This window comes from Agrococcus sp. AC640b (assembly GCF_979255995.1).
In genome coordinates this window covers 160,461-183,938 of sequence record NZ_CEEDMM010000043.1, presented here as the reverse complement: position 1 = coordinate 183,938, position 23,478 = coordinate 160,461, and the positions used below count along the sequence as shown (strand labels likewise).

The following is a 23,478-nucleotide window of genomic DNA, read 5'->3' as shown; positions in this document are numbered from 1 at the left end:
GGGTCCGACAGGAGCGACCTAGGTTGAAGCACAACCTCTCCGCCGATCGAGCGGGGAACCCTTGTGACGAAGGACATCATCCTGTGAGCACCACCACCTCCGGTCGTGTCGCGCTCCGTCGCTGTCTCGCCACTGTCGCCGCCGTGACCATCGGTCTCGGCGGCGCTCTGGTAGGCACGACGGTCGCGTCCGCAGCCGACAGCCCCGCGATCCCGGTCGACACCAGCAACTTCGACGACGGCCGCTACGTCGTCCTCCTCGAGGACGACGCAGCAGCGCTCTACACGGGCGGCGTCGCGAACCTCCAGCGCACGGCGCCCTCCGGCACCGAGAGCCTCGACGATCAGGACCCGGCCGTCGTCGCCTACGCCGACTACCTCGCCACCGAGCAGGATGCGGTCGCCGCGTCCGTCGGCGCCGACGTGGCTGCGAGCCTCACCCTCACGACCAACGGCTTCGTCGCCGACCTCTCGGCCGACCAGGCGCTCGACCTCGTCACCGACCCCCGCGTCGCGGGCGTCTACCCGGACGAGATCCTGCAGCTGCAGGGCTCGCCCTCCAACGACTACCTCGACGTCGAGGGCATGTGGGAGCAGGTGGGCGGCGAGGCCGACGCAGGCACCGGCGTCGTCGTCGGCGTGCTCGACACCGGCATCGCACCCGAGAACCCCCTCTTCGAGGGCGAGGCCCTCGGCACGACCGCGGGCGCCGAGCCGTACCTCTCCGGCGACGAGATCCTGTTCGTCAAGGGCGACGGCAGCACGTTCACCGGCACCTGCGAGACGGGCCCGCAGTTCACGGCCGACATGTGCTCGACGAAGATCGTCGGCGCGCAGTTCTTCCTCGACGGCTTCGGCGCCTCGCGGATCGGCGGCGAGGGCGTGGAGGCTGCATCTCCCCGTGACCTCGACGGCCACGGCTCGCACACCGCCTCGACCGCAGCCGGCAACTTCGACGTCCCCGTGACGACGCAGGGCGGCCTCGACATCGGCACGATGTCGGGCGTCGCACCCGAGGCGCGCATCGCGGTCTACAAGGTCTGCTGGTCGGGCAACAACCCCGACCCGGCCGTGACGACCGACGACGGCTGCTCCGGCGCCGACCTCATGCAGGGCATCGAGGCAGCGACCGCCGACGGCGTCGACGTCATCAACTTCTCCATCGGCGGCGGCGCTGCCGAGTCGGTGTTCGAGCCCTACGACCAGGCCTTCCTGGGTGCGGCGGCAGCCGGCATCTTCACGTCGGCCTCGGCAGGCAACTCGGGCCCCAACCCGACGACCCTCGACCACGCCTCCCCCTGGTACACGACCGTCGCCAACACGACGATCGAGAACTACGAGGCGACGATCACGTACGAGGACGGCTCCGCCGTGCCGGGCGCGTCCGTCACGGTCGACCCGGAGCTCGAGCCGCCGCTGAGCGGCGAGCTCGTGTACGCGGGCGACATCCCGCTCGCACCGGCGACGGCCGCGGACGCGGCGCTCTGCCTCCCCGGCACGATCGACCCGGCAGCGGCAGAGGGCCTCATCGTGCTCTGCGACCGCGGCAACAACGCGCGCGCCGAGAAGTCGGAGGTCGTCGAGGCCGCAGGTGGCATCGGCATGATCCTCGGCAACCCGACGCCGCAGTCCGTCGACCTCGACGACCACGCGGTGCCGACGGTGCACATCGACGCCCCGTCGTACCCGCAGGCGCTCGCAGCGGCGCAGGCTGGCGAGACGGTGACGTTCACCTACGGCAACACGACCGAGATCGTGACGCCGGCACCGGTCGTCGCGGCCTCGTCGTCGCGCGGCCCGGTCATCGCCGACGGCAACGACGTCATCAAGCCCGACATCGCCGCACCCGGCACCGGCATCATCGCCGCCGGTCCGAACGGCGAGGGCGAGGACCCCTCGTTCGTCTTCCTGTCCGGCACGTCCATGGCAGCGCCGCACGTCGCGGGCCTCGCAGCCGTGTACCTCGGCGAGCACCCGCTCGCCACGCCCGCCGAGATCAAGTCCGCGCTCATGACGACGGCGACCGACACGGTCAACCCCGACGGCACCGTGAGCCAGGACTGGTTCGCGCAGGGTGCGGGCTTCGTCAACACGGCGGACTTCCTCGACCCCGGCGTCTACTACGCGAACGACCTCGACGACTGGTACGGCTACCTGCGTGGCATCGGCTACGAGCTGCCGAGCGACTGGATCGGCGCGAGCATCGACCCGAGCGACCTCAACATCCCCTCGATCGGCATCGGCAGCCTCACGTCGACGCAGACGATCACGAGGACGCTGACGGCGCTCGAGCCCGGCTCGTACGCGGTGTCGGTCGACGCACCCGAGGGCGTGACGACCACCGTGTCGCCGACGACCCTCGACTTCACCGAGGCAGGCCAGGAGCTGTCCTACACGGTGCAGTTCGACGTGCTGCCGACGACGGCGACCGAGGCGTGGGCGATGGGTTCGCTCACGTGGACGAGCTCCGAGCACACCGCGCGGTCGCCGATCGCCGTGTACCCGGCGAGCGTCGCGGCTCCGGAGTGGATCGACGCCACCGGCGTGCGCGGCGAGGCGCCCGTCACCGTGCGCTCGGGCATCACCGGCTCGATCGACCTCAGCGCCTCTGGCCTCTACCCGTACGCCGAGGTCTTCTCGGGCGAGGAGGCGGTGGGCGGAACGGCTCAGTCGTCGTTCTTCACCGTCGGCGAGGGCGAGCTCGCTCGTCACTTCTCGCTCGATGCAGCCAACGACGCCGACGACCTCGACCTCACCGTCGGACGCGTCGTCGACAACCGCATCGTCGAGTCGTACTCCGCTGCCACGGCAGCGGGCGACGAGACCCTGCTGGTCGAGGACCCGACGCCCGGGCAGTGGGTCGCGCTCGTGGACGTCTACTCCTCGGCGAACGCGACGGCAGCGTTCACGCTCGACGTCGCGACGATCGTGCCCGGCGCGGCCGAGGGCGACCTCACCGTCACGCCGTCGACGCTCCCCGTCACGGCTGCCGCGGACGCCGAGTACGAGGTGTCCTGGCGCGACCTGGCGGTCGACGAGGCGTACGTCGGCGTCGTCACCTACTCGACGACCGAGGACGTGCGCACCTACCTGCGCGTGACGACCGGGGCTGCGAGCATCCCCGCGCCGGAGCGCATCGCAGGCGGCGACCGATTCGAGACGGCCGTCGCGGCGTCCGAGCTCGGCTACCCGGACGGCGCTGACGTCGTCTACGTCGCGAGCGGCGTGAACTACCCCGACGGCCTGGCCGCAGGGCCCGCCGCGGCGTACGAGGGCGGCCCGCTGCTCCTCACGCGCCCCGAGTCCCTGCCCGAGTCGATCCTCGCCGAGATCGAGCGTCTGTCCCCGTCGCGCGTCGTGATCGTCGGCGGCACGCCGTCGGTCTCGGCAGCGGTCGAGACGGCGATCGGCGACATCGAGTCGGTCGAGACCGTCGACCGCCTCGGCGGCGCCGACCGGTTCGAGACCTCTCGCCTGATCGCGGAGTACGCGTTCGGCGAGGGTGCGGGCACCGCCTTCCTCGCGACGGGGCGCAACTTCCCCGACGCGCTCACGGCAGGCGCGGCAGCGGGCTCGATGGACGCTCCGGTGATCCTCGTCGACGGCCAGCTGGCGGCCCTCGACGCGGCGACGCTGTCGACGCTGCAGGGCCTGGGCGTCACCCAGACGCTCGTCGCCGGCAGCTCGGCAGCCGTCACCGATGGGATCTACCGCGACCTCATCGACAACCTGATGAACCCCTACCGCGCAGCAGGCGCAGACCGCTTCCTCACGGGCGTCTACATCAACCAGGCCGTCTTCGGCTCGGCTGACGCGATGTTCGTGGCGAGCGGCCTGAAGTTCCCCGACGCGCTCTCGGCATCGGCGCTCGCCGGTTCGATCGACGCACCGCTGTACGTGGTGCGCCCCGAGTGCGTGCCGTCGGAGCTCATCAGCGAGAGCCTGCGCCTCGGCCAGCCCGACGTCTACTTCATGGGCGACGAGGCGACGCTGGGAGCAGGTGCGGAGAGCTACACCGTCTGCAGCTAGTCGCAGCCGACGACGGGGGTGGAGCGCACGCTCCACCCCCGTCGTCGTGTGCACGGCATCCGTCGGGCTAGACTTGTCGGGTTGGTCCTCGCGGCCAGCTGGAGGATTCGCCTAGTGGCCTATGGCGCACGCTTGGAAAGCGTGTTGGGTGCAAGCCCTCGGGGGTTCGAATCCCCCATCCTCCGCCAGATGTCGCGATGCGCGGCGGCCCTCGGGTCGCCGCGCATCGTCGTTCCCGCGTCAGCGTCGTCTCGTGCCGAAGATGCCCCGCACGATCTCGCGGATGACGGTCTGGCCCGTGCGGGAGCGGATGGCCTGCACGACGGGGTTGTCGCGTGCAGCGCGCTCTGAGGCCTTCCGGTTGCTGGCCGCCTCGCGCTCGAGCCTGCGCGCCTCCGCCTCGCGCTGCTTCGCCTCCTCGGCCGCCGCCGCCTCGGCAGCCGCCCTCGACGACTCCGCAGCGGTCGCCTCCAGGCGCCGCGCGAGGATCTCGTACGCCGACTCCCCGTCGACGGCGGTGCCGTAGCGCGCCTGCAACGGCGACGCCGCGACCGCTTCGCGCATCTGCTGCTCCGGCGTCGGATCCATCGACCCCTGCGGCGCCCGCAGCCGCGTCCAGGCGACCGGCGTGGGCGCACCGCGCTCGTCCATGACGGTGACGATCGCCTCGCCGGTGCCGAGGCTCGTGAGCACCTGCTGCAGGTCGTACTCGCTCTTCGGGTACGTGCGCACCGTGGCGCGCAGCGCCTTCTCGTCGTCGGGGGTGTGCGCGCGCAGCTGATGCTGCACGCGCGAGCCGAGCTGCGCGAGCACGTCGGAGGGCACGTCCTTCGGCGTCTGCGTCACGAACACGATGCCCACGCCCTTCGAGCGGATGAGGCGCACGGTCTGCGTGATGGCGGAGAGGAACGCCTTCGAGGCGTCCGCGAAGAGCAGATGCGCCTCGTCGAAGAAGAACACGAGCCGCGGCCGCTCGGGGTCGCCGACCTCTGGCAGCGTCTCGAAGAGCTCGGCGAGCAGCCACATGAGGAAGGTGGAGAAGAGCTCGGGGCGGTCGGCGACGCCGGGCACCTCGAGCAGGCTCACGATGCCGCGGCCGTCCGGCGTCGTGCGCAGCAGCTCGGCGACGTCGATCTCGGGCTCGCCGAAGAACTGCTCGGCGCCGGCCTGCGCGAACGCGGTCAGCTCGCGCAGGATGACGCCCGCGGTCTGCGGCGAGATGCCGCCGAGCTCGCGCAGCTCTCCCTTGCCCTCGTCGCTCGTGAGCCACAGCAGCAGCTCGCGGATGTCCTTGAGGTCGAGCAGCGGCAGGCCCTGCCGGTCGGCGTAGGCGAACAGGATGCCGAGGCTCGACTCCTGCGTGTCGTTGAGGCTGAGCACCTTCGAGAGCATCGTGGGACCGAAGCCCGTCACGGTCGCGCGGATGGGCACGCCGATGCCGGCGCCACCGAGCGAGTAGAACTCGACGGGCGCGGCGAGCGGCTGCCAGTCCTGCCCGATCCCCGCGGTGCGCTCGACGAGCCTCGGGCTCGACGCGCCGGGCGTCGCGATGCCCGAGAGGTCGCCCTTGATGTCGGCCGCGAACACGGGCACGCCCGCCGCCGACAGCTGCTCGACGAGCACCTGCAGGGTCTTCGTCTTGCCCGTGCCCGTCGCGCCGGCGACGAGTCCGTGGCGGCCGAGCATCGCCAGCGGGATGCGGATGGGGGTCGACGGGTCGGCCTCGCCGTTGACGAGCGCGCCGAGCTCGAGCGCCGCACCCTCGAACGCGTAGGCCGCACGCACGGCGGCGACGGCCTCGGCCGACAGCGGGCCCGGCGCGGTGGGCGACGGAGCGGCCGACATGTGCTCGGCGGCGGCAGCCACGGTCGCCGCAGGCGACGCCGCTGCGCTCGACTCCATCTCACGAAGGCGCTCCTCGGCCTCGGCCTGCGCTCGTCTCGCATCCTCGACCGCCTTGCGCGCGGCCTCCAGCTCGTCGCTCATGTCCCCATCCTGTCGCGCGGATCGCGCGTGCGCACGCACTCGTCGAGCACGGACGCCGCGCGCGCGGGGGCACGAGCGACGAGCCCGAGCGCCGTCGACGTTGTACCCCACCTGCGAAGGCCTGCAGCGTTCGACGGGCTGAAGACGGCGACCGGGGTATCCTGCCCCTGTCGAAGATTCTTCGGCTGGCGAGAGCTGGGAGCGATGCGTCGACGACCCTGACGCAGCACGACCATCGACCTCGTCGAGCGAGCGCACGTGACGGGAGCAGGCATGCGCACGGTGGACCCACTCGGGCGGCATGACGACTGCACGCGCATCCTCGACGCGGTCGACGCAGGCAGGCGCGTCGTGCTCGTCGGACACCCGCTGCTGGGCTCCGAGGCCGTACGACGTCGCGTGACCCACACCGTGCTGCGCACGCCGGGCGCGGGCGCGATCGCGTTCCTGCCGCTGCGCACCGCCGGACCCGACGGCGACCTGCACACCGTGCTCTCCGACGACGACTCCCTCGACACCCGCCGACCCATCAGCCTCACCGAGGCCGACGAGTGCGGCGTCATGGTCGTGCGCCTCGGCCGCCTCACCCGCAGGCAGTTCGACCGCCTCGCCGACGACCGGCTCGCCCGCGCAGGGCTACGACCCGACTGGCTCGGCGCCATCGGCCGCAGCATCATCCACGCGCAGTCCCGCGGCTACCCGCTGCTCGCCGCAGCGCTCCTCGACGACCGACTCCGCCCCGAGCGCCCCCGCCGAGGGGCCAGCGCAGCGGCAGCCATCGTCCGCGCGCTCGAACCCGAGCTGCGCGGCGCCGCCGAAGCCATCGCCGCCATCCCCGGCGTGCGCGCGACCCGCGCCGTCGAGCACCTCGGACGCGACGTCGTCGACGCGCTGCTCCACGTCGGCATCGTCGACGAGATCGCAGGCGCGCTCGTCGTGCCCGCCATCCTTCGCACCCCCCTCGCGCAGCGTCCCGACGACCGCAGCATCCGCATGCTCGCCGACATCGTGCAGGGATGGTCGCGACGCGACGCGGGCACCGCCAGCGAGTACATCGCCGCCCACGCGGCCATCGAGCGCGGCATCGTCGCCGCCTCCCCCGCCACGAGAGCACGCATCGCGGCGATCGCCGCCTGCACGCTCGTCGGCCGAACCCTCGCCACCTGCGCAGCCGATGCCGCCGCCGTCGCACGCGAGCTCGACCCGGACACGCTGCCGACGATGCTCGCCGCGATCGCCGACGGCGAGACCGCGGTCGCCGCACCGCTGCTGCGCGACGCCCACGCCGCCGGCTTCGACGACTTCTCGACGAGGCTCGTCGCCTTCACGATCACCGCCTCCGTGCTCGCACCCGACGTCTCGGGTCACGAGCTCGCCCACCTGCTGCCGCCGCACGCCGAGGCCGGAGCACGACTGCGTCGCATCGGCGAGCTCGCACGCGCCCAGGCGGCACTCGACGTCGGCGACCACGCCACCGTCGCGCTCGCCGCGCAGGCTGCGCTCGTCGGCGGCGACCCGCTCGTGAGCGTGCGCGCCTACGGCATCCTCGCGACCGACGCCGCGTTCCGCGGCGACGCCGAAGGCGTGCTCATCGCCGCCGACGGCGTGCACGGCGTCGTCGGGCACGTGCAGGACTGGACGCGCACGATGCTCGCCGCGGCCGGACGCGCGATCGCCGAGACGCGCATGGCGGCCCGCGCCATCGCACTGCCACCCCTGCCGCTGCTCGACTCCGCACTCGACCGCATCGTCGAGATCGCCGCCACCACCGACGACACGGCCGCCATCGCCTACGGACTGCTGTCGCGCATCGCCGAGGACGGGCTCCCCGAGCACGCTCGCGTCGCCGAGACCATGCTCCTCGAGCTGCCGGACGAAGGACCGCGAAGGGTCGCGCTCGCCGCGATCGACGCGCTCCACCGAGGCCCCGAGGCCGTGCTCGACGCAGCAGGGGCCACGACGCTCGTGGTCTCCGGCCACGTCGCCGAGATCGTGGCATCCGCCGAGCACGTCTCCGGCACCGCCGCTCGGGCCGCGCTCGGCCGCGTCGCAGCCCTCGCCGACGCCGGCGTGCCTGCCCACGTGCCCCTGCGCGTCGCCGCCGCCGCGCTCCACGCGCGTCTCGGCGATGCGGTGCCGGACATCTCCGACATCGACCAGCGGCGACTCTCCCCCGTGCTGCGCGCGCTGCACGCGCTCGCATCCGCAGGCAGGATGCAGGATGCGGGTGCGCTCGTCGACGCCGCAGCCGGCATCGTCTCGGCACGGCACGCCGCGCTCACCCGACTCCTGCTCGACGCCTCCGCCAGCCTCGGCGGCGACGCAGCGGCCGCCCGCCTCGCCGACGGCCTCGAGGCGAGCCTCGTCGCATCGCGCCGCGCCCTCCGAGGCAGCCGATCGTGGATCGATCGCGACATCCTCGGCCTCGCGAGCGCTGGACTCACCGACCTGCAGATCTCGCAGCTGCTCGACCTGCCGCTGGGCACCGTCCGCACCCGTTCGCGGGCCGTGATGTCCGAGCTCGGCATCCCCGACCGCGACGGGCTCGCGGTCAGTCGCTGAGCGCGGGCACCGTCCGCGGCCGCACGAGCAGCCACAGGCTCAGCGTCGCCAGCACGCCCCCGCCCAGCATCACCGAGCCCATCGGCACCGCGTCGTGCACCGCGAAGCCGCCGAGCACGCCACCCACGACGCTCGCGAGCAGCATGTTCGACGCGCCGATGAGCGAGGCCGCCGTGCCAGCCTCGCTGCCGTGCTCGGCGAGGGCCAGCACCTGCACGCACGGCATCGTCAGGCCGAACGACAGGGTGAAGGCCGCCATCGCAGGGATGAACCCGGCGAGGCCGGCGCCGGAGCGATCGAGCACCAGCATGGCGATGCCCGCGACCACCATGCCCGCCGTCGATCCCGCGAGCACCCACTGCGGGCCGAAGCGCGTCGCGAGCCGCGACGCCGACTGCACGCCCACGAAGACGCCGACGGAGCACAGCGCGAACACGCCGCCGAACTCCGTCGCGCTGAGGCCGTAGACGTCCTGCAGCAGCAACGGCGACGTCGACAGGTACGAGAAGATGCCCGCGAAGCCGGACGAGCCGATGATCGCGACGCCGATGAACCGGCGATCGCCGAGCACGCGGCGGTAGCTCGCGAGCGTGCCCGCGCCTCCCATGCGCAGTCGACGCTCGGGCGGCAGCGTCTCGCGCAGCAGCGTCGACACCAGCAGGATGACGCCGGCGCCGTAGATCGCGAGCACCCAGAAGATGCCGCGCCACTGCGTGACCTCGAGCAGCCACGAGCCGATGACGGGGGCGAGGATGGGCGCGAGGCCCATGATGAGCGCGAGCCGCGACAGGTTGCGCACGAGCGGACGGCCCGAGAAGAGGTCGCGCACCATCGCCATCGCCACGACGGCACCGCCCGCGGCACCCACGCCCTGCAGCACCCGCAGCACCGTGAGCACCTCGATGTCGGGTGCGACCGCGATCCCGATCGACGTCAGCACGTGCAGCGACGACGTCGCCACGAGCGGCCACCGACGCCCGAGACGGTCGCTCAACGGGCCCAGCAGCAGCTGCCCGAGCGCGAACCCGAGCGTCGTCGCCGCGAGCGTCAGCTGCACCTGCCCGTCCGTGGCCGACAGGTCGTCGGCGAGCACGGGGAAGGCGGGCAGGTACAGGTCGATCGTGAACGGACCGAGCGCCGTCAGGAGCCCGAGGACGACGATCGTGCCGACGCGCCTGCGGCGCGTGAGGAGGTCTCCCGGATGCGTGACGGCCGTCACGAGCGGGGAGCGATCGTCTCGACGCCGGCCTCGCGGCGGTAGACCTCTGCGCCATCGATGAGCACGAGCGAGGGGCGGGCCATGGGGTCCATCCAGTCGCCATCCCACACGACGACGTCGGCGCGCTTGCCGACCTCGAGCGAGCCCACCTCGCCGGCGACGCCGAGCACCTTCGACGGGTTGATCGTGATCGAGCGCAGCGCCGTCTCGCGATCGAGACCCTCGCGGACGGCGAGCGAGGCCTGGTGCACGAGGAACGAGATCGGGATGACGGGGTGGTCGGTGATGATCGAGATCTCGACGCCCGCCTTCGCGAGCAGGCCCGGGTTCGCGATCGAGCGACCACGCAGCTCCATCTTCGACTTCGTCGTGAACAGCGGCCCGATCAGCACGGGGATGCCGCGCTCGGCGAGCAGGTCGGCCACGACGTGCGCCTCGGTGCCGTGGTCGATGACCAGGTCGTAGCCGAACTCCTCGGCGATGCGCACGGCCGTGACGATGTCGTCGGCTCGGTGCGCGTGCTGCCGCCACGGGATCTCGCGGCGCAGCACCTTCGCGATCGCCTCGTGCGTGAGGTCGAGGTCGGCGGTCGAGTCCGGGTCGGCGTGCTTGCGCAGGTAGTTCTGCGCGGCGACGAACGCCTCGCGGATGACCTTCGCCGTGCCCAGTCGCGTCGAGGGCGTCTGCTTGCGCTCGCCGTAGACGCGCTTCGGGTTCTCGCCGAGCGCCGACTTGAGCCCGGCGGGCTCGCGCAGCACCATGCGGTCGACGATGCGGCCGTGCGTGTGCAGCGTCGTCGCGAGGCCGCCGATGGGGTTGCCGGAGCCCGGGTTGACGTTCACGGTGGTCACGCCGCCCGCCAGCGCGACGTCGAAGCCCTCGTCGAACGGGTCGATCGCGTCGATCGTGCGCACCGCGGCCTGGTTCACGCCCGTCATCTCGTTCGTGTCGCTCGCGCCGCTGCCGTCGCCCTCGGGGTGCACGCCCAGGTGCACGTGCGCGTCGACGAGCCCCGGCGTCACCTGCGCGCCCTGCACGTCGATCGTCTCTGCACCCTCCGGCACCTGCACGTCGGCGCCGAGCGCCTCGATGCGGCCGTCGCGGATGACGATGGTGCCGTCGAACGGGTCACCCTCGACGGGGATGACGTGGGCGTTGACGACGGCGCGCAGCATGATGCTCCTCGGTTTCGTGGCGGTGCCTCCAGCCTACGACCGTCCACCGACGCCGCGCGGGGCACTGCGAGTCCCCCGATGGCTCGCCCGCGCCATCCTCGGCGTCGCCGCGCGGGCCCGGTCTAGGGTGGATCGACCTCGCATCCAGGCGTCGTGCACCGCACGCCGACGCCCGCACAGACAGGCGCTCGCATGCCAGAGCACGCATCCGCATCCGCCGCCGCGTCGACGTCGTCGACCCCGACGGCCTCGCTGTCGCGCACCGAGCGGCTCGACCGGCTGCCGTTCACGCGCAGGCACGGCAGGCTGCTGGTCGGCTCCGGCATCGGCTGGGCGCTCGACGCGATGGACGTCGGTCTCATCTCGTTCGTCATGGCCGCGCTCGCCGTGCAGTGGCAGCTCGACGGCACGACGCTCGGGTGGATCGGCTCCATCGGCTTCGTCGGCATGGCGATCGGTGCGACGCTCGGCGGGCTCCTCGCCGACCGGCTCGGCCGCCGTCAGGTGTTCGCGGTCACGCTGCTCGTCTACGGCATCGCCACGGGCGCTGCCGCGCTGTCGACGGGCGTCGCGATGCTCATCGCGCTGCGCTTCGTCATCGGGCTCGGGCTCGGTGCCGAGCTGCCCGTCGCGTCGACGCTCGTGTCGGAGTTCGCGCCGCGCCGCATCCGCGCCCGCGTCGTCGTCTGGCTCGAGTCGTTCTGGGCAGTGGGGTGGATCGCCGCGGCGGCCATCGGCACGTTCGTCATCCCGCTGTCGGACGACGGGTGGCGCTGGGCGCTCGCCGTCGGCATCGTGCCGACGCTCTACGCCGTCGTCGTGCGCATGGGGCTGCCGGAGTCGGTGCGATTCCTCGAGTCGCGCGGCCGCGTCGACGAGGCCGAGCGGATCGTGCGCGACTTCGAGGCTGCCGCCGGCGATGCGCGCGTCGAGCTGCCGCCTGCGGCACCGCGCGCGGCGGAGGCGGCGCAGTCGATCTGGAGCCCGGCGATGCGTCGACGCACGGCGGGGCTGTGGATCGTCTGGTTCTGCATCAACCTGTCGTACTACGGCGCGTTCATCTGGATCCCGTCGCTGCTGGTCGCGCAGGGCTTCGACCTCGTGCGCTCGTTCCAGTTCACGCTCGTCATCACGCTCGCGCAGCTGCCCGGCTACGCGGTGGCGGCGTGGCTCGTCGAGGTCATCGGGCGGCGCACGACGCTCGCGCTGTTCCTCGGCGGATCGGCGGTCGCGGCGGCGTGCTACGGGTTCGCGTCGGCGGACTGGCAGATCATCGCGGCCGGGTGCGCGCTGTCGTTCTGCAACCTGGGCGCGTGGGGTGCGCTGTACGCGATCGGGCCCGAGCTGTACCCGACGTCGGTGCGGGGCACGGGCACGGGTGCTGCGGCGGGCTTCGGCCGCATCGCGTCGATCATCGCGCCGCTCATCGTGCCGCCGCTCGTGATGCTCGGCGGCACCCCGCTGCTGTTCGCGGTGTTCGCGGCGGCGTTCGTGCTGGGGGCGGCTGCGGCCTTCCTCCTCCCCGAGCAGCGCAACCAGCCCCTCTCCTGACCCAACTCCTGACTCAACTCCTGAGGTTTTCGGCCCAATCTGATGCCAGATTGGGCCGAAAACCTCAAAAGGTCTGTCTCCACAGCCTCTGCTCGTCCACAGGTGGGCGGGAGCGGACTCGCACCTCGGGTCGGTGCAGGGATGCTGCAGCGATGCGTGAGGATGAGATACCCGAGCTCGACGAGCCCGGTGCCATCGGCGTCGGCCGCGCACAGCGAGCGGGCATCTCGCAGAAGGTGCTGCGGCACGGCTCGCTGCACCGCCCGTTCTGGGGCGTCCGATCGCTGGAGCGACCACGGGACCCGATCGAGCTCGCGCAGATGTACGCGCCGAGACTGCGGCCCGAGCAGTGGATCTCCGAGGCATCGGCCGCGCGCATCCATGGGCTCCCCCTGCCCGTCGGGGCACCGGAAGGCATCCAGGTCCTCGTCCCGGAGGGCGCCTACCGGCCGTCGACGCGGGGTGTGACGAGTCGCGCGATCGCGCGGAGCCGCATTCGCGGTGTCGAGGTCGCTGGCGTGCCCGTCACCGATCCCGTCCTGACCTGGCTCCTGCTGGGTCGCACGCTCGACGTGCCTGCACTGGTGATGATGGCCGACGCGCTCGTCACGGCTGCCGACAACTACCCGGGCCTTCGTGGCGCACGGCCCTTCGCGCTGCGTGCCGACATCGAGCGCGCTGTCGCATCCTGGAGCGGCATGCCGGGGATCGGCAGGCTGCGACTCGCGGCTCCTCTCGCCAGGGCGGGCGTCGAGTCCCCGATGGAGACGCCGACCCGCCTCGCGCTCGTCGACGCGGGCCTGCCGGAGCCGGAGATCAACGGGGAGATCTGGATCGACGAGGTGCTCGTCGCGCGCGCCGACCTGCTCTATCGAACGGAGCGCATCGCGATCGAGTACGACGGCGACGGCCATCGCGCGGACCGGCGTCAGTGGCAGCGGGACGTCATGCGCGACGGCCGTCTCCGTGCGGCCGGGTGGCGAGTCGTGCACGTCACCCACGCGACCCTCGAGCACCCGGAGCGACTCGCTGCCGACATCGGAGCGCTCCTTGCCACGCCTCCACCGCCTCCCGTCCGACCGTTCTGAGGTTTTCGGCCCAATCTGGTGTCAGATTGGGCCGAAAACCTCAGAAGTCGGGTCAGGCCGGGCGGAGGGCGTGCTCGATGTCGGCGATGAGGTCGGCGGCATCCTCGATGCCGACCGACAGGCGCAGCAGGTTCGTCGGCACGGCGAGCTCGGTGCCCTTCACCGATGCGTGGGTCATCTCGGAGGGGTAGCAGATGAGGCTCTCGACCCCGCCGAGCGACTCCGCGAGCTGGAACAGCTCGGTGCGCTTGACGACCTCGAACGCCTGCTCGGCGCCACCGCGCAGCTGGATCGACACCATGCCGCCGAAGCCCGACATCTGCCGCGCCGCGATCTCGTGGCCGGGATGCGTCAGCAGGCCCGGGTAGTGCACGGCCTCGAGCGCCGGATGCCCCACGAGCGCCTCGGCCACCGCCTGCGCGTTGGCCGAGTGCCGCTCCATGCGCACCGCGAGCGTCTTCAGCGATCGCGTCGTCAGCCACGCGTCGAAGGGCGAGTTGATGGCCCCGACCGCGAACTGCATGAAGCCCACGCGCTCGGCGAGCTCGGCATCCGCCGTCACGACGGCGCCGCCGACGAGGTCGGAGTGCCCGCCGACGTACTTCGTCGTCGAATGCACGACGACGTCGGCGCCGAGCGACAGCGGCTGCTGCAGGAACGGCGACGCGAACGTGTTGTCGGCGACGACGATCGCGCCGGCCGCGTGCCCGATCTCGGCGAGCGCCGCGAGGTCGGTGATCTTCATGAGCGGGTTCGAGGGCGTCTCGACCCACAGCACCTTCGTCGTCGGACGGATCGCGGCGCGCACGGCGTCGAGGTCGGCGAAGTCGGTCGTCGACAGCTCGATGCCCCACGGCGCCCACACCTGGTCGACGAGGCGGTGCGTGCCGCCGTAGACGTCGTTCGCCATGAGGATGTGGTCGTCGGGGCGCAGCACGGCGCGCAGCAGCGAGTCCTCGGCCGCGAGGCCCGAGCCGAAGGCGAACGCGTGGGTGCCGCCCTCGAGCGACGAGAGCTGCTCCTGCAGCTGGTCGCGCGAGGGATTGCCGCCGCGCGCGTACTCGTAGCCGTCGCGGAACCCGCCGACGTGCGTCTGCACGAACGTCGACGTGAGGAAGACGGGAGGCACGACCGCGCCGGTGCGCGGGTCGAACGGCTGGCCGTCGTGGATGGCCCTCGTGGAGAACCCGGGCATCATGCCTCCTTCGAGAGGTACGTGAGCAGGTCGGCGCGCGTGACGACGCCGATGGGGCGCGCCTCGTCGAGGACGAGGATCGCGTCGGCGTCGCGCAGCGCGGCGCGCAGGTCGTCGGCGCTCTCGCCGGCGCCGATCCGCGGCAGCTGGGGGCCGACGTGATCGCCGACGGAGTCGCCAAGGCGCGCGCCGCCTGCGAACACGGCGTCGAGCAGCTGGCGCTCGTCGACGGATCCTGCGACCTCGCCGAGCACGACGGGCGGCTCTGCGCGCAGCACCGGCAGCTGGCTGACGCCGTACTCGCGCATGATCTCGATCGCGTCGTGCACGGTGTCGGTGGGATGCGCGTGCACGAGCGCGGGAGCGGCGCCGTCCTTGGCCGTGAGCACGTCGCGCACCGTCGTGCCCTCGGCGGGGTCGGCGAAGCCGTGGGATCGCATCCACGCGTCGGAGTAGACCTTCTGCAGGTAGCCGCGACCGGAGTCGGGCAGCACGACGACGACGACGGCGTCGGCGGGCAGCGTGCGCGCCACCTGCAGTGCGACGACGACGGCCATGCCGCTCGACCCGCCGACGAGCAGCCCCTCCTCGCGGGCGAGCCTGCGCGTCATCGCGAACGATGCGGCATCGTCGACGGCGACGATCTCGTCGATGACCGACGGGTCGTAGTTGCCGGGCATCATGTCCTCGCCGACGCCCTCGACGAGGTAGGGGCGTCCGGTGCCGCCCGAGTAGATGGACCCCTCGGGGTCGGCGCCGACGACCTGCACGGCACCGCCGGAGACGCGCTTGAGGAAGCGCGCCGTGCCGGTGATGGTGCCGCCGGTACCGACGCCTGCGACGAGGTGGGTGATGCGGCCGTCGGTGTCGCGCCAGATCTCCGGACCCGTCGTCGCCTCGTGCGCTGCCGGCGCCGCGGGGTTGAAGAACTGGTTCGGCTGGAACGCGCCCTCGATCTCCTCCGTGAGCCGGTTCGCGACGCCGTAGTACGACTCGGGGCTGTCCGGCGGCACGGACGTCGGCGTCACGACGACCTCGGCGCCGTACGCGCGCAGGGTCGCGCGCTTGTCGTCCGAGACCTTGTCTGGGCAGACGAAGACGCAGCGGTAGCCGCGCTGCTGCGCGACGAGCGCGAGACCGACGCCCGTGTTGCCGCTCGTCGGCTCGACGATCGTGCCTCCTGGCTGCAGGGCGCCGCGACGCTCGGCGTCGTCGATCATCGACTGCGCGATGCGGTCCTTCACCGAGCCGCCGGGGTTCAGGAACTCGACCTTCGCGAGCACGGTCGCCGCGAGCCCCGCCGTGACGTGGTTGAGCCGAACGAGCGGCGTGTCCCCGATGGTGTCGAGGATGGTCTCTGCGAAGCGCATGGCTCCCCTTCCTAGACCGTCCACGCTATCGCGGCGGGTGCGTGTGCGACGGGTGATGACGGAGGCGTCCGCCGCCCGCGAACGACGACGGGCGACTCCCCGGCAGGGGAGCCGCCCGTCGGCGTGCGATGCGTGGACTACGGCTGCGTGAGCGGCTCGAGGTCCGGGTTCTCGGCGTACGCCTCGGCGGCGTTCTCCTGCGTGACGATCACGGGGTCGAGGAGGTTCGACGGGATCTCCGCAGCACCGTTGTCCTCTTCACCGGTCGTCGCGACCTCCTCGCCAGCCTGCAGGGACTCGACCATGGAGATGGTCTCGGCGACGAGCGCGCGCGTGTCCTTGTAGATGGTCGAGTACTGGTTGCCTGCGACGATCGACTCGACCGACTCGACCTCGGAGTCCTGGCCGGTGACGACGGGCGTCTCGCGACCGTCGTTCGCCGCCGACGTGAGGATGGCACGAGCGAGGTTGTCGTTCGGCGAGAGCACGCCGTGCAGGTCGATGCCCTGGTAGGACGCCTGCAGGATCGTGTCCATGCGGTTCTGCGCGTTCTCCGCAGCCCAGTCGTCGGTCGCCGTCTGCTGCACGGTCGTCTGCTCGGAGACGACCGTGATGCGGCCGTCGTCGATCGCCGGCTGGAGGACGCTCATCGCGCCGTCGAAGAACACGGCCGAGTTCGAGTCGTCGCCCGAGCCCGAGAAGAGCTCGACGTTCCACGGCTCTGCGTCGGGGAACTTCGCCTCGAGGCCCTCGAGCAGCGACTCCGCCTGCAGCACGCCGACGTTGTAGTTGTCGAACGCGACGTAGTAGTCGACGAGGTCGGAGTTCTGGATGAGGCGGTCGTAGGCGATGACGGTGATGCCGGCGGCGTCGGCAGCCTCGAGCTGCGTGGCGAGCTGGTTCGTGTCGGCGGCGCCGATGACGAGCACCTCGACGCCTGCGTCGATCATCGTCTGGATCTGCTGCTGCTGGTCGCCGACGGCGTTCGACGAGCCCGCGTACTGCACGTTGCCGTCGAAGCCGGCCTCCTCGAGGCCGTCGGTGAACAGGTCGCCTGCCAGCACCCAGTTCTCGCTGGTGCGGTCGGGCAGGGCGACGCCGATGGAGGCGTCGGAGGCGAAGCCGGCGGCGTCGTCGCCACCCTCCGCGCCCGGGTCGGTACGGCCGCAGCCGGTGAGCGCGACGCTCACGGCAGCGATGCCGGCGAGCGCCACGATGGCGGACTTCTTCATGGGTTCTCCTTGGATGGGTGGTGCGTCAGGAAAGGTCGTTGGTGCGGTCGCGGCGGAGGCTGCGCAGCATGAGGCCGATGAACGAGAACCTGCCCTGCTGCTTGTTGATGACGTCGATGGCCACGGCGATCAGCAGGACGACGCCCTTGATGACCTGGATCCAGTCGGAGCCCGTGCCGATCGCGAAGAGGCCGTTCGTGAGCACGGCCATGACGAGGCCACCGATGATGGAGCCTGCGACGGTGCCGATGCCGCCGGCGACGGCTGCGCCGCCGATGAAGACGGCTGCGATGGCGTCGAGCTCCCAGCCCGTGCCGTCCTGCGGGCCTGCAGCCTGCGATCGAGCGACGAACATCATGCCTGCGATGGCAGCGAGGGTCGACATGTTCGCCATGACGAAGAAGTCGGTCCAGCGCGAGCGCACGCCCGACAGCTCCGCAGCACGGCGGTTGCCGCCGACGGCGTAGATGTGGCGGCCGATGCTCGTGTTGTTCGTGAGGAAGCCGTAGCCGAGCGTGAAGACCACGAGGATGACGCCGGCGAGCGGGAACGAGGTGCCGGGGCGTCCGCTGGCGAACAGCAGCGTCGCAGCGACGAGCACGCCGATCACGAGCACGAGGCGCGTGACGAGGACCCACTGCGGCGCCAGCTCCGCGCCGGTGCGACGGCGACGGGCGCGGGCGCGCAGCTCGAGCAGCACGACGGCGACGATCGCGACGACGCCCAGCAGCAGCGTCGAGTTGTTGTAGCCGGTCTGAGGGCCCCACTCGGGCAGGAAGCCGGCGAGCGCGTCGACGAACTCACGGTCGACGCCGATGCCGCGCTGCTGGCCGGCGAGCTGGTTGAGGCCGCGGAAGATGAGCATGCCCGCGAGGGTCACGATGAAGGCGGGCACGCCGATGAAGGCGACCCAGAAGCCCTGCCACGTGCCGATCAGGATGCCGAGCGCGATGCCGAACACGAGGCTCAGGTACCAGGGCCAGCCCCAGTCGTTCATCGACATCGCGACCATGACGCCGACGAAGGCGGCGACGGAGCCGACCGAGAGGTCGATGTGGCCCGTGATGATCACCATGACCATGCCGATCGCGAGGATCAGGATGTACGAGTACGACTGGACGAGGTTGATGAGGTTGCCGGACGACAGCGTCGTGCCGTCGGTGGCGAACTGGAACACGAGCACGATGACGACGAGCGCGCCGAGGATGCCGAACTCCTTGACCGAGCCCTTCTTGCCGAAGAGCATCGAGATGTCGGAGGGCCGGAAGCCCCTCCGCTCCTGCACGTCGTTGGTCATGCGGCTTCACCCTTCGTCGGCGCCATCCGGCGCATGAGCGTCTCTTGGTCGGCGTCTGCTGCACGGACCTCGCCCGTGATGCGCCCCTCGAAGATCGTGTAGATGCGGTCGGCGAGCCCGAGCAGCTCGGGCAGCTCGCTGGAGATGAGGATGACGCCCTTGCCTGCGTCTGCCAGCTCGCGCACGATCTGGTAGATCTCGGTCTTCGCGCCCACGTCGATGCCGCGCGTCGGCTCGTCGAGGATCAGCAGGTCGGGGTCGGTGAACATCCACTTCGACAGGACGACCTTCTGCTGGTTGCCGCCCGAGAGGGTGTCGACCCCCATCTCGACGCTCGGTGCCTTGATGCGCATCGACTGCCGGTACTCCTCGGCGACGCGGTTCTCCTCGAGCGCGTCGACGACGACGCCGCGCGAGATCTTGCCGAGCTTGGCCGAGACGATGGAGCGCTGGATGCTGTCGAGCATGTTGAGGCCGAGGGCCTTGCGATCCTCGCTCACGTAGGCGAGGCCGTGGGCGATCGCCTCGGAGACCGAGCGCAGCTGGATCTCCTGCCCGTCCTTGACGATCGTGCCGCCGAGCCACGTGCCGTACTGCCTGCCGAAGATGCTCATCGCGAGCTCGGTGCGTCCGGCTCCCATGAGGCCTGCGAAGCCGACGATCTCGCCGCGCCGCACGGTGAACGACGACTGCTTCGCGACGAGGCGATCGGCGGAGAGCGGGTGCTGCACCGTCCAGTCGCGCACCTCGAAGAAGACCTCGCCCGCGTGTCCTGCACGGTCCGGGAACCGGTTGCCGAGCGTGCGACCGACCATGCCGCGGATGATGCGGTCCTCGTCGACGGCACCGTCGGCGATGTCGAGCGTCTCGATCGCCTTGCCGTCGCGGATGATCGTGATGGCGTCGGAGACGGCCTCGATCTCGTTGAGCTTGTGGCTGATCATGATCGACGTGACGCCCTTGGAGCGCAGGCCGACGATGAGGTCGAGCAGGTGGCGCGAGTCGCCTTCGTTGAGGGCGGCGGTGGGCTCGTCGAGGATGAGCAGGCGCACGTCCTTCTCGAGGGCCTTCGCGATCTCGACGAGCTGCTGCTTGCCGACGCCGATGTCCTTGATCTGGGTGTCGGGGTCCTCCTCGAGCCCGACGCGGGCGAGGAGCTCGGTCGCGCGCATGCGCACGGTGTCCCAGTCGATGCCGAGGCCCTTGCGGGGCTCGTTGCCGAGGAAGATGTTCTCGGCGATCGAGAGCTCGGGGATGAGCGCGAGCTCCTGGTGGATGATGACGATGCCCGCGCGCTCGGAGTCGTTGATGCGGCCGAAGGCGACGGGCTCGCCCTGGTAGACGATCTCGCCGTCGAAGGAGCCGTGCGGGTAGACGCCCGAGAGCACCTTCATGAGCGTCGACTTGCCGGCGCCGTTCTCGCCGCAGATCGCATGGATCGTGCCGGCGCGCACCTCGAGGGTCACGTCGTCGAGGGCGCGCACCCCTGGGAACTCCTTGGTGATGTGGCGCATCGACAGGATGGTCGGCCTCGCCTGCTCCACCTTCGCTCCCTCGCTGGTCCAGCACCGGCGGCGGACCGAGGATCACGATACGAACAATCGGGCCTTGTCGTCAAGTCCTGAACGCAGTAGCGGCCAACCGTGTCGCTGCCTGAACGCAACGATGTGATAACGACGGCCCGCGCGCCGCTCAGCGAAGGGTGGGGATGCGTGCGCCGTCGCGGGCGAGCGCGAGCGCTCCCAGCACCTCCGCGCGCTCCCCGAGCGACGACGCGACGATGTCGGTCGACTCCGACAGCGCGTGGATCGCGAAGCGACGGAAGCCGTCGCGGATGGGCTCGAGCAGCAGATCGCCGACGACCACGAGCGGCCCGCCGACGACGATGACGGCGGGCGCGAGCAGGTTCGCGGCATTCGCGGTGGCCCTGCCGATCGCGGCGCCGGCATCCTCGATCACGCGTCGCGTGACCGGGTCGCCTGCGAGGGCGCCCTCGACGATGTCGGCCGTCGCGATGGGCCTGCGCAACGCCGCCGAGAGCTCCTGCGTCATGACGCGCACCGACGCGAGGGTCTCGAGGCAGCCGCGGTTGCCGCACACGCACAGCGGCCCCTGCGGGTCGACCTGCACGTGGCCGAGCTCGCCTGCGATGCCGATCGCGCCGCGGTGGAGGCGGCCGCCGAGCACGAGACCCGTGCCGATGCCGGTGCCGACCTTGACGAACATGAGGTCGTCGACGCCGCGATGCGACCCGGCGGTGCGCTCGGCGATCGCGCCGAGATCCGCGTCGTTGGCCACCTCGACCGGCATGCCGAACGCCTCCGAGACGCGATCCTGCGAGACGCCGACCCACTCGGGCAGGATCGTGTGGCCCGCGATCGTGCCCGTGCGCATGTCGATGGGGCCCGGCACCCCCACGCACATGCCTGCGATGCGGTCGCGGTCGATGCCGGAGGCATCGAGCAGCTCGTGCAGGTGGGTCGCGGCGATCGCGAGGCTCTCGGATGCGTGGTGCCCGGCCGGCAGCACGACGGCGTCCTCGGCGACGGGCTGCAGGTCGGTGCCCGCGATGGCGATGCGGACGTGCCTGCGACCGAAGTCGACGCCGATGACCGTGGGGCCGTCGGAGGCCTCGAGGGTCACGAGGGTCGCGCGCCTGCCCCCGTGCACGGTGGGCTCGGTGGAGACGGCGCCGCGCAGGCGCAGGTCGCGCACGATGTTCGACACGGTGGCGTTCGCCAGTCCCGTGCGGTCGGCGAGCTCGGACTGCGTCGCGGGGCCATCGCGCAGGGCGTCGGCGACCCGGGACTCGTTCGCTGCTCGGAGCGCCCCCTGGGAGCCGGGGCGTCGCCTCGTCATGACTCGATGGTGTCGAGCGCGCGGCTTGTTGTCAAGAAGTGAACGCTAGATCAGGCGTTCGCGCGCTGCTCGGAGTGCAGCGTCGCGTACGCGCCACCCGCCGCGAGCAGCTCGTCGTGCGTGCCGCGCTCGACGATCCGACCGTGGTCGAGCACGACGATCACGTCCGCGTCGCGAATGGTCGACAGTCGGTGCGCGATGGCCAGCACGGTCCGCCCACGCGACGCCGCGTCGAGCGCCTGCTGCACGATGCGCTCCGACACGGTGTCGAGCGCGCTCGTCGCCTCGTCGAGGATCAGCACCGCGGGATCCTTCAGCAGCACGCGCGCGATGGCGATGCGCTGCTGCTCGCCGCCGGAGAGCCGATAGCCGCGCTCCCCCACGACGGTGTCGAACCCGAGCGGGAACGAGTGGATGGTGTCCAGGATGTTGGCACCGCGTGCCGCCGCCTCGAGCTCCGCATCGGTCGCCTCCGGCTTGGCGTATCGCAGGTTCTCGGCGATGGTCGCGTGGAACAGGTACGCGTCCTGGCTCACGATGCCGATCGCGTCGACGAGCGAGGCGTGGTCGAGGTCGCGCACGTCGACGCCCGCGAAGCGCACCGTGCCCGCCGTGGCCTCGTAGAGCCTGGGCACGAGGTAGCCGATCGTGGTCTTGCCCGCACCCGAGGCGCCCACGAACGCGACGAACGTGCCGGGCTCGACGTCGAACGACACGCGGTCGAGCGTGGGCGGCTCGGACTCGGCGGCGTCGGGGTAGCGGAACACGACCTCGTCGAACGCGATCGCGCCGAGCCGGTCTGCCGGCACGGGCAGCGCGTCCGGCCGGTCGACGATCTGCGGCCGCAGGTCGAGGTACTCGAAGATGCGCGCGAACAGCGCGCCGGAGGTCTGCAGGTCGAGCGCGACGCGCAGCAGGCCCATGAGCGGCATGAGCAGCCTCGCCTGCACGGTCGTGAAGGCGACGAGCGTGCCCGCCGTGACGTCCTGCGTGCCACCGGTGATGAGGAAGGCCGTGATGACGTAGACGACGGCGGGCAGCACCGACACGAAGATCGACACGACGGCGAAGAACGTCTGCCCCGTCATCTGCTGCCGCACCTGCAGGTCGATCTGGCGCGCGTTCTCGTCTGCGTAGCGCTGCGACTCGTCGCGCTGCCTGCCGAACGCCTTCGCGAGCAGGATGCCCGACACCGACAGCGACTCCTGCGTGATGGCCGTCATCTCCGACAGCGACTCCTGCGTCTTCGTCGCGATGCGGGCGCGGACCTGGCCGACGCGGCGCTGCGCGATGACGAGGATCGGGGTGAGCAGCACGGCGACGATCGTCAGCTGCCACGACAGGATGAGCATCGTCACGAGGCTCGAGATGACGGTGACGGTGTTGCCGACGACCGACGACACCGTGTTCGAGAGCACGTTGGCGACGCCGCCGACGTCGTTCTGCAGGCGGGACTGGATGACGCCGGTCTTCGTGTGGGTGAAGAAGGCGAGCTCCATGCGCTGCAGATGGTCGAACAGCCGCGTGCGCAGCGCCCCCATGACGCGGTTGCCGACGCGTGCGGTGAGGAACGCCTGCCAGATGCCCAGCAGGCTCGACCCCACCCACAGCGCCACCATGATGCCCACGAGCGTCCACAGCAGCGGCATGTCGACGCCGCCCGTCTCCGGGAACAGCGCGTCGTCGAACACCCGCTGGGTGAGCAGCGGCGGGAAGACGCCGATCGCGGCGACGATGAGCACGAGCACGATCGTGAGCGCGATCTGCGGCCGGTGCGGTCGGAAGAGGTCGGCGATGCGGCCCAGCAGGTTCGGGATGCGCGGTGCGTCGGCGTTCGCAGCGCGCTGCGCCGCCTCGTCGCGGCCCGCGACCCGCATCCCGCCGCGCGGTCCGCCCATGCCGCCGCCCATGCCCAT

General features: G+C 71.4%; 14 protein-coding genes and 1 tRNA gene. 5 read left to right on the top strand and 10 right to left on the bottom strand.

The features are described 5' to 3' along the window. The first annotated feature begins 143 nt into the window (after positions 1 to 143). Both ACZ6H8_RS14785 and ACZ6H8_RS14780 read left to right on the top strand, forming a co-directional pair. Complete coding sequence (locus ACZ6H8_RS14785; RefSeq protein ID WP_464147676.1) at positions 144 to 4,028, top strand: cell wall-binding repeat-containing protein; 3,885 nt, start codon at positions 144 to 146, stop codon at positions 4,026 to 4,028. Positions 4,029 to 4,128: 100 nt separating this feature from the next. After that, positions 4,129 to 4,216 (top strand) — tRNA-Ser (locus ACZ6H8_RS14780). Between the two features lie 52 nt (positions 4,217 to 4,268). On the opposite strand, the gene ACZ6H8_RS14775 is transcribed toward ACZ6H8_RS14780, so the two are convergent. Continuing rightward, positions 4,269 to 6,014 (bottom strand): helicase HerA-like domain-containing protein, encoded by a 1,746-nt coding sequence (locus tag ACZ6H8_RS14775; protein WP_464147674.1) that lies wholly within the window; start codon positions 6,012 to 6,014, stop codon positions 4,269 to 4,271. Positions 6,015 to 6,287: 273 nt separating this feature from the next. On the opposite strand from ACZ6H8_RS14775, the gene ACZ6H8_RS14770 reads away from it, so the two are divergent. Next, on the top strand, positions 6,288 to 8,576 hold the full coding sequence (locus ACZ6H8_RS14770) for a hypothetical protein (RefSeq protein WP_464147673.1): 2,289 nt from the start codon (positions 6,288 to 6,290) through the stop codon (positions 8,574 to 8,576). Here the strand turns inward: ACZ6H8_RS14770 and ACZ6H8_RS14765 are convergent. Continuing rightward, entirely contained in the window at positions 8,566 to 9,795 is a 1,230-nt protein-coding gene (locus ACZ6H8_RS14765; protein ID WP_464147672.1) for a multidrug effflux MFS transporter, read from the bottom strand. The genes ACZ6H8_RS14770 and ACZ6H8_RS14765 overlap by 11 nt on opposite strands. Continuing rightward, positions 9,792 to 10,970 (bottom strand): amidohydrolase, encoded by a 1,179-nt coding sequence (locus ACZ6H8_RS14760; protein ID WP_464147671.1) that lies wholly within the window; start codon positions 10,968 to 10,970, stop codon positions 9,792 to 9,794. Before ACZ6H8_RS14760 ends, ACZ6H8_RS14765 begins: the two co-directional genes overlap by 4 nt. Before the next feature lie 192 nt (positions 10,971 to 11,162). Here ACZ6H8_RS14760 and ACZ6H8_RS14755 point away from each other — a divergent pair, with 192 nt between their 5' ends. Both ACZ6H8_RS14755 and ACZ6H8_RS14750 read left to right on the top strand, forming a co-directional pair. Further along, positions 11,163 to 12,521, top strand: coding sequence for an MFS transporter (locus tag ACZ6H8_RS14755; RefSeq protein WP_464147670.1), 1,359 nt, complete (start codon positions 11,163 to 11,165; stop codon positions 12,519 to 12,521). 152 nt (positions 12,522 to 12,673) lie between these two features. Further along, complete coding sequence (locus ACZ6H8_RS14750) at positions 12,674 to 13,609, top strand: hypothetical protein (protein ID WP_464147669.1); 936 nt, start codon at positions 12,674 to 12,676, stop codon at positions 13,607 to 13,609. 52 nt (positions 13,610 to 13,661) lie between these two features. Here the strand turns inward: ACZ6H8_RS14750 and ACZ6H8_RS14745 are convergent, their stop codons facing one another. The 7 genes from ACZ6H8_RS14745 to ACZ6H8_RS14715 all read right to left on the bottom strand — a co-directional run bounded on the left by ACZ6H8_RS14745 (position 13,662) and on the right by ACZ6H8_RS14715 (position 23,478). Beyond that, on the bottom strand, positions 13,662 to 14,807 hold the full coding sequence (locus ACZ6H8_RS14745) for a cystathionine gamma-synthase (protein WP_464147668.1): 1,146 nt from the start codon (positions 14,805 to 14,807) through the stop codon (positions 13,662 to 13,664). Continuing rightward, positions 14,804 to 16,174, bottom strand: coding sequence for a cystathionine beta-synthase (locus tag ACZ6H8_RS14740; protein WP_464147667.1), 1,371 nt, complete (start codon positions 16,172 to 16,174; stop codon positions 14,804 to 14,806). The genes ACZ6H8_RS14745 and ACZ6H8_RS14740 overlap by 4 nt, the downstream gene beginning before the upstream one ends. A gap of 137 nt (positions 16,175 to 16,311) precedes the next feature. Then, the gene (locus ACZ6H8_RS14735) at positions 16,312 to 17,406 is read right to left on the bottom strand and encodes a substrate-binding domain-containing protein (protein WP_464147666.1); all 1,095 of its coding nucleotides are present in this window, start codon (positions 17,404 to 17,406) and stop codon (positions 16,312 to 16,314) included. A 25-nt stretch (positions 17,407 to 17,431) separates the two neighbouring features. Next, positions 17,432 to 18,703 carry a multiple monosaccharide ABC transporter permease gene (gene mmsB / locus ACZ6H8_RS14730; protein ID WP_464147665.1) on the bottom strand — a complete coding sequence of 424 codons (1,272 nt, stop codon included), beginning with the start codon at positions 18,701 to 18,703 and terminating at the stop codon, positions 17,432 to 17,434. Then, positions 18,700 to 20,217 carry a multiple monosaccharide ABC transporter ATP-binding protein gene (mmsA, locus tag ACZ6H8_RS14725; protein WP_464147664.1) on the bottom strand — a complete coding sequence of 506 codons (1,518 nt, stop codon included), beginning with the start codon at positions 20,215 to 20,217 and terminating at the stop codon, positions 18,700 to 18,702. Before mmsA ends, mmsB begins: the two co-directional genes overlap by 4 nt. Positions 20,218 to 20,395: 178 nt before the next feature. Further along, positions 20,396 to 21,562, bottom strand: coding sequence for an ROK family transcriptional regulator (locus ACZ6H8_RS14720; RefSeq protein ID WP_464147663.1), 1,167 nt, complete (start codon positions 21,560 to 21,562; stop codon positions 20,396 to 20,398). A gap of 50 nt (positions 21,563 to 21,612) precedes the next feature. Then, positions 21,613 to 23,478, bottom strand: coding sequence for an ABC transporter ATP-binding protein (locus ACZ6H8_RS14715; RefSeq protein WP_464147752.1), 1,866 nt, complete (start codon positions 23,476 to 23,478; stop codon positions 21,613 to 21,615).